Origin of the sequence: Frankia tisae (assembly GCF_025403405.1) — a bacterium.
Classification (GTDB): domain Bacteria; phylum Actinomycetota; class Actinomycetes; order Frankiales; family Frankiaceae; genus Frankia; species Frankia tisai.
The window spans coordinates 1-6,888 of the sequence record NZ_JANEZT010000355.1 but is presented as its reverse complement, the minus strand read 5'-3'; the positions used below and the strand labels follow the sequence as shown (position 1 = coordinate 6,888).

Sequence of the window (6,888 nt, the reverse complement as noted above, 5' to 3'; positions counted from 1 at the left end):
GGTGGGGGCGGCGAACACGCCCGGCGCCCAGCCGCGCAGGCGCCGGACCGCGCGGGCCGTGGGGCGGCCGGGCTCGGGGGTGCGCTGGATCGGTGTGACGAAGCTGACCGCCGGCCGCGGCGAGGGCAGCCCGGCCATCGTCTGGCTGTCGTGAAAGTCGCCGTCGCGCAGCCGGTCGCCGGCCTGCGACGAGTGGGGCGTCGGGGTGAACGTGGGCAGGTGGACGAAGGCCATGGGATCGATGGGTGGCGGGTTCCAGGCCTCGCGCAGCAGCCGGCGGGTTCCCGTGGCCGGATCGTCGGTGGGCCCGATCAGCCCGCGCAGCAGATCATCCGCGCTGGGCCGCCCGGCGGGTTCCTTCACCAGCGCCGCGATCACCGCGGACCGCAGCTCGACGGGCACGTCATCGGTGTCGGCCTCGCTGTGCACGACCCGGTAGAGCAGCGCGTCGGCGCGGCCGGTGCCGAACGGGGGCCGGCCGGTCGCCGCGTAGAGCACGGTCAGGCCCCAGGCGAAGACGTCGGCCGCGGGGCCGACCTCGCCGTGCCCGGTGACCTGCTCGGGCGCCATGTAGCCGGGGCTGCCGAGCAGGACCCCGGTGCGGGTCGCGCCCGTGGCGTCGACCGCCGCCGCGATCCCGAAGTCGATCACCTTGGGGCCGTCACCGCTGAGGATGACGTTGCCGGGTTTGAGATCACGGTGGACGATGCCGGCGCCGTGGATCGCGCTCAGCGCCTCCGCGAGGCCGGCGGCGAGCGCCACGACGACCGGCGTGTCCATGGCGCCTCGGGTGGCGATGGTCTCGGCGAGGCTCTGTCCGGGGATGAGCTCGGTGGCCATCCACGGGTCCTCGGCGTCGGGGTCGGCGTCGACCAGCCGGGCGGTGCAGGCGCCGCCCACCGCGCGGGCCGCCTCGATCTCCCGGCGAAAACGCGAGCGGAACTCCGGCTCGGCGGCGAAGTCCGACCGGATCACCTTCAGCGCGACCAACTGCCCGGTGTCGTCGTCCTCGCCGAGGTACACGATGCCCATCCCGCCGGAGCCGAGCCGCGCGGTCAGCGCGAACCGGGCGACCCGCTCCGGGTCACCCGAGCGCAGCGGCCTCGGCGGCACCACGCCCCTCCTTACGTCGTTCTTTCCACCATCCGCGATCGTCAGCCCACCCGCCGGACGCCTAAGGCTCCGCCCGGCTCCGGCCCCCTCCGACCGGGGCCGAAGGCCCCGCCGCCGGTGTCACCCCACGGTGCCCGCGGAACCTGTGGTGGGGATGTGCGACGGTCGGGCCGCGCGTCCCATGTCCTCATCAGACGACTCCGGGCGCCGGGGAAGTTCCGCCGCCAGATGTGGCGGGGATCGCCGCCGGGTGACGGAACTCGCGACCGCGGTGGCATGCCGGGTGGTGTCAGCGGAGGGTCGGCTGTTCGCGCGGCCGGCCCCGCAAGCGCTGGCCTGGGCCCGGCCGCTCGCCACCGCCAAAGCACTCGCCACCGCCAAAGCAATGGGCAAAGTGCGCAGGCAGGGCAGTACCCGGCCCCGGTGCCTTCACCGGAAGCGGCGGCAGGTATGCCCCCGGAGGCGGAACGGTTCGCTGCGGTGTCACAAATCGGACTGTACCGATGGAACCACAGCTACCCGGCCATTCGACTCCCCGGACACCCACCTATCGGTTACCCCAACCGGCCACCTCTCCAGGCGGCCCCCTCAGTCCTTCCGCCGAAAACGCCCCCTACCGCGGCGGAGAAGCCGGTGGAGCTTCCCCGGGAGCTTCTCCGCCGCGGGCACCTTCAGCTTTCGGGGACGACCCGCCGAGCCCTCACGAGAATGACTCGATCAACGAGTTCAACCTGTTCCTCGACGGCGGCAGGCACCTTCGGCGACGGGACGTGGCCGGCCTCGCCGGCGGAGCCGCCGCGCACGACGAAGATTCTTCTATTCCGACCCGCCGCGGCCCCCGGGATGCCCGAACCGGTGATTCCCGCACAGGCGGTCCGACCCAGTCGGTGAATGGCCTTCGTTTCTGCCACGAAACCTCCCAGATCAAAGTTGCACTCAAACTTAACATGACAACGGGAGAACGACAAACGCCCACCCGATCGGCTCCGGCGAATGTGAGGCGGTTAATAATCACCGACGCCGACCACGCCCCGGTTCCCCGCCGGCAGAATTCCGCTGCCACGCTCTTGCCGGCGGTAAAACACGAGGTCCACGGGGTTTACGGCGGCCCGGGCGCGCGGCCCGCACCAGGTGTCGGGCCTCGGCCGAGCGCGGCACCGAAAGCGCTGCGGCAGGTGCTCGGGCCCCCACCGCGGTGGGGAGTACAAACGACGCCCGAACGACACCCGGCACAAGGGGCACCCACCGCACGGGCTTGACCACCCCACCAGCGCCACCCTGGGCTACGCCCACACCCCACCAGCCCTAGCGGCGAACACCTGGTGCCGCCGGAGCCAGCACGTCGCATTCGCCCTGGACCGATGGCCCGTTCGGGCGCCGCGTGGCCGGTCCCGGCGGCCGCTCCGAACTGGAGCGGGCCGTCCGTCCCGCCCGACACGGCCGGACGGCCCGGGTCACCCCGGCGGGGGGAAGGCCAATGCCCGCGGTTCCCCCTGCGCGGACGCCGCCCGGTTCGGCCTTTCCGCCGCACGCCCCGCCGGGTGGGCGCGCGGGATGTCGTCGATCTCGATGGCCATCCGATGCTCGTGAACACGCGCGCCGGCGCCGCCGGAAAGCAGCACCGCGAAGTCGCTTCTGGTTCGGCTTCGGCGGCGCTTTCGCCGGCGAGCCGGATCAGGATCTCCGGCGCCTCCCACGCTCCGCCTGGGCCCCGTGGTTCAGCCTCTCGAACGGTCGGGCGTCTCGGCCGGCAAGCCGGTAATCGCCCTGTCGTCGCCCCGCCGTCGCCATGCCACCGCCATGCCACCGCCGTGCCGTCGTCGCCGCGCTGTTACTTTCGCCGCAGCCGGGTTCGAGGCGGAGACGGGTATACCAGCGCCGGCGACGCGAGAAGGTCGCGCATCGCCAATCGCTGAGACCGGCGGCCGGATCTCGGCGTCGATCAGGTATGCCCGCCCTCGCCGCTCGTCGACCTTCGGCGGTTACCCGGAACAAGATCGGCACGATCAACAATGGCGAACCGGCACTCACCCGACGCCCGCTGCATCAGCGGCCGTCCGCGCGGGAGTAATGGTTTTCCTGTTCGGCGTCCTACCGGCCGCGGGCCGCCTTCCGTAGGTGGCGCAGCTCGCGGCGCAGCCGGATCTGCGGAATCACCCCGATGAGCAGGCCGATGACCAGCCCCGCAGCGGCCGAGGCGGCCAGCGCGGCGGCGACCGACATCCGCTGCGTGGAGCCGAACAACCAGATACTCACCCGTGCGTCGTTCTTGACCACGAACACGACGACGAGGATCGCGATGACCAGCACCACCACGGTGATCGCGTACGTGGTGTAGGCGACCCCGCGCCGTGACGGCGGCCCATCGGCCGGCGCGCCGGGTGCCGTCGGCGTCCCCGGAGCCCCCGGCACCACTGGACCGCCGGCCGTCCCCGGAGCCCCCGGGGTGCCGGTCGGGTAGGCGGTGCCCGCCGGGTAGGGCTGTGGCACCGTGCCCGGCGAGGTGCCGCCGCCCGGCGCCGCACCGGGTGCCGGGACCGCGGGGCCGCCGGGTGCCGGCGGCGAGCCCGCGGGCCGGGTGTAGTCGATTCTCTTGCCCGGCTGCTCGGGTCCCGCCATCGTCCGCCCCATCCATCATGATCACCTGTACGGCCGTGTCCCACGCCGTCCAGTTCCGTCCCCTGTGCCAGGGAGTCTAGGCGGGCGCGTGCTCTATGCTGAAGATGCGGACGAGGTGGCCGGGCGGTCGCGTCGGCACCGGTTCACGCCGGTGTCGCCGAGGAAAGTCCGGGCTCCTCAGGGCAGGGCGGTGGGTAACACCCACCCGGGGTGACCCGCGGGACAGTGCCACAGAAAACAGACCGCCAGTGCCTCACGGCGCTGGTAAGGGTGAAACGGTGCGGTAAGAGCGCACCAGCGCCCAGGGTGACCTGGGCGGCTCGGTAAACCCCGCCCGGAGCAAGGTCAGAAAGGCCCGCGGCCGTAACCGGTCGCGAGCCGCGCAGGCGTTCGAGGGCTGCCCGCCCGAGTCTGCGGGTAGACCGCTGGAGGCTGCCGGCAACGGCAACCCGAGAGAGATGGCCGCCACCGGTGAGCCGCAAGGCGACCCGGCTACAGGACCCGGCTTACAAGCCACCTCGTCCGCATCACCAGCACCGGGTCGACGTCAGCACGCCAGCCACTTGTCGAACGAAGGCCTGTCGATCACGCCGGGCGGGCTGCCTCTGCGGTGGTCGCTTCACGTCACGGACCCCCACTCCGGCGAGTCGCTGGACGATCACACCCCGTACACCACGTCCGTGGACTCCACTGGCCCAAAGATGTCCCCGGCGATAGCCAACGCGCCGAGGTCAGGTGCCCGCGCCGACAAACCGCACTCCGATGCCACCGTGGCGCACCAGCGACCGTTGCCGTTCGCCAGCCGTTCCAGTAGATCCATACAGTTGATGATCGCAAAGTTGATCAGGACAGTGTTGGCCGGGAACAGGAGCGCGATCACGGTTCAGAGGTCCAGCGCCTTGGCGAGATCATCGACGTCGACCTCGGGCACCGTGGGGATGTCGACATCCAGCGCATCGGGATCGATACCGAGCATCCAGGCGAGCGTTCCCTTGCCGAGGGCCCCGGATTCGATCCCACTGAGGTGAACGTTCTGAAGCCTCAGGGGGAAGCGACGTTGTGCGGCGGCATCCATGCGCAGCGTAATCTCATCCCTGTCCGAAGCGGAGGCCCAATGACGTCGCAACAGACGCTGAGTCGGCTGTCCCGCCCATTCTCGTACCGCATTGGGCAGGTGGCCATTCAGGGCATGCAGGCGTCGGGCGAGCGCGTCGGTGGACACCCCCCACCGCCACACGAGGTCAGCCAGCCCGGCGGCATCCAGACGGTCCCAGCCGATCGCGGCGAGCGACTCACGCGGGAGCAGAAGGTCCGCCGCGAAGGCGTTCGCAGCCGCCTCGTGCCGGTCCCGGCCAGACTCGGAGAGCCCCTGGTCATGGTGGCCCAGGACGAGATGGCCCAGCTCATGCGCCATCGACCAGTTCTCCCAGAACCAGTTTCCGGTCGCCGGGAGTGCGATCACGCGGTGTCCACCGATGGTGAACGAGTACGCGGTGGAGAGATCTGCGATTCGCACGACATCGACGCCGAAACGGCTCTCCAACCGATCCGCGAAGGGCCGGACGAAGTCCTCACCCAGCGCCGCCCTGACCTCATCAGGACTCTCTGGAAGGGCTCGTCCGTCCCGCGGTTCAGGATGGGCCTGGTGGTAGGCCAACGCGATGTCGCGCAGCACCTGCTCGTCGGAATCGCGCTTGGGTACGTCCCTACGACCTGTCAGATGGTCGAAATCGTGACGCGCGGCGACCACCAGTCGGTGCGGGTCAGGCCGTCCCGTGATCAGCCAGTGGATGTCTGCGGCAAGGAGATCGGCTAGACGCGCCAACTCGATCGAGGAGAACGCACGCTTGCCGTTCAGAGCGCGCGAGAACGCATCGGGAGGCATCTCGATCTCTCGAGCGATGTCCCGATGCAGGGTGGTAGGACGGACCTGCCGGACGCGCTCCAGTACGCGTTCGCCGATGCTGCGCATGTAGGCACGCTACCCCTTCAGTTGGGAAAATCCCAACTTCCTGCAGCCTTCGAACCGACCCCAGCCCCGATGGACCCGCGCCGCCCCGAGGGACCGCCCCGCAGAGTCAGCCTCCACCGATTCGTCCGACATAATTGGACTATTGGGTGCAGTACTGGGGACATGCAGACGGGATGCAGCAGAGCGGGCGTTCGCTCGCAGGTGTTGACCGCAGCGCGGACATCGTGGCTATGCCTCACGCGACCATGCCGCGGTCTGACAGCTCATCGGTGACGGTGGGCCACGAGCGGAGGGTCCGATGCCGGCGAGGCCGTTGCGCGCCATCGATCCGCAGGTGGTGGGGCCGTACCGGCTGACCGCGCGCCTGGGCAGCGGCGGCATGGGGGTGGTCTATCTCGGCGAGGACGCCGCCGGCCGGCAGCGCGCGGTGAAGGTGCTGCGCGACGAGCATGCCGGCGACCAGATGTTCCTGCGCAGGTTCGCCCGGGAAGTCCGGGCGGCCGCAGCCGTCGACAGCCCCCGGGTGGCACGGCTGGTGGACGCCGACCCGGCGGCGGAGACTCCGTGGCTCGCCACCGAGTACATCGAGGGCCCGACCCTGACGGCCGAGGTCGCGCGCAACGGCCCACTGCCCGCCGCGGCGCTGCAGACCCTGGCGGTGGAGCTGGCGATGGCCCTGGCCGCCATCCACGACGCCGGGGTGGTGCACCTCGATCTGAAGCCCGGCAACGTGATGCTGGCCGAGGACGGGGCCAAAGTGATCGACTTCGGGATCGCCGCCGGGGTGCCCGGGACCGTCACGGTCACCGGCGTGGTGCTCGGCAGCGTCGGCTACATGGCGCCCGAACTGCTCACCACGACCGGTTCGCCCGGACCGGCCTGCGACATCTTCTCCTGGGCCCTGACCCTGGCGTTCGCAGCCAGCGGGCGACCGCCGTTCGGGGAGGGCCCCCTCCAGGCCCTGCTCCTGCGGACCCTGCACAACAACGCCGCGGTCGACGGGCTACCCACCCGGCTCGCGAAGATCGCCGCCAAGGCCCTCGACAAGAGACCCGACCGCCGGCCCACCGCCCGCCAGCTCCTCGACCGGCTCCCCGCCACCCGGCTCCCGCGGGCCGCAGCCCTCGGCCCGGCAACGACGGCGGCGGCAATGACGGCGGCGGCAATGACGGCCGGCGACGGGC

General features: G+C 71.2%; 6 protein-coding genes and 1 other RNA gene. 2 read left to right on the top strand and 5 right to left on the bottom strand.

The annotated features are described in order from the left end of the window. From NBZ85_RS25215 to NBZ85_RS25205, 3 genes are all read right to left on the bottom strand, one after another. Nucleotides 1–1,116 (bottom strand): serine/threonine-protein kinase (locus tag NBZ85_RS25215; protein WP_261562715.1); only part of this gene is annotated, 1,116 nt, incomplete at its 3' end. 1,451 nt (nucleotides 1,117–2,567) lie between these two features. Continuing rightward, nucleotides 2,568–2,690 carry a hypothetical protein gene (locus tag NBZ85_RS25210; RefSeq protein ID WP_261557896.1) on the bottom strand — a complete coding sequence of 41 codons (123 nt, stop codon included), beginning with the start codon at nucleotides 2,688–2,690 and terminating at the stop codon, nucleotides 2,568–2,570. A gap of 514 nt (nucleotides 2,691–3,204) precedes the next feature. After that, entirely contained in the window at nucleotides 3,205–3,732 is a 528-nt protein-coding gene (locus tag NBZ85_RS25205; RefSeq protein ID WP_261557894.1) for a lipopolysaccharide assembly protein LapA domain-containing protein, read from the bottom strand. A 111-nt stretch (nucleotides 3,733–3,843) separates the two neighbouring features. Here NBZ85_RS25205 and rnpB point away from each other — a divergent pair. Further along, nucleotides 3,844–4,257, top strand: an RNA gene (gene rnpB, locus NBZ85_RS25200) — RNase P RNA component class A. Between the two features lie 133 nt (nucleotides 4,258–4,390). Here the strand turns inward: rnpB and NBZ85_RS25195 are convergent. Together NBZ85_RS25195 and NBZ85_RS25190 are read right to left on the bottom strand one after the other, a co-directional pair. Then, a complete protein-coding gene (locus tag NBZ85_RS25195; protein ID WP_261557893.1) occupies nucleotides 4,391–4,612 on the bottom strand; it encodes a hypothetical protein in 222 nt (73 codons plus the stop codon). 3 nt (nucleotides 4,613–4,615) lie between these two features. Further along, complete coding sequence (locus NBZ85_RS25190; RefSeq protein WP_261557891.1) at nucleotides 4,616–5,704, bottom strand: ImmA/IrrE family metallo-endopeptidase; 1,089 nt, start codon at nucleotides 5,702–5,704, stop codon at nucleotides 4,616–4,618. Nucleotides 5,705–6,002: 298 nt separating this feature from the next. Here NBZ85_RS25190 and NBZ85_RS25185 point away from each other — a divergent pair. Further along, nucleotides 6,003–6,888 (top strand): serine/threonine-protein kinase (locus tag NBZ85_RS25185; RefSeq protein WP_261562714.1); only part of this gene is annotated, 886 nt, incomplete at its 3' end.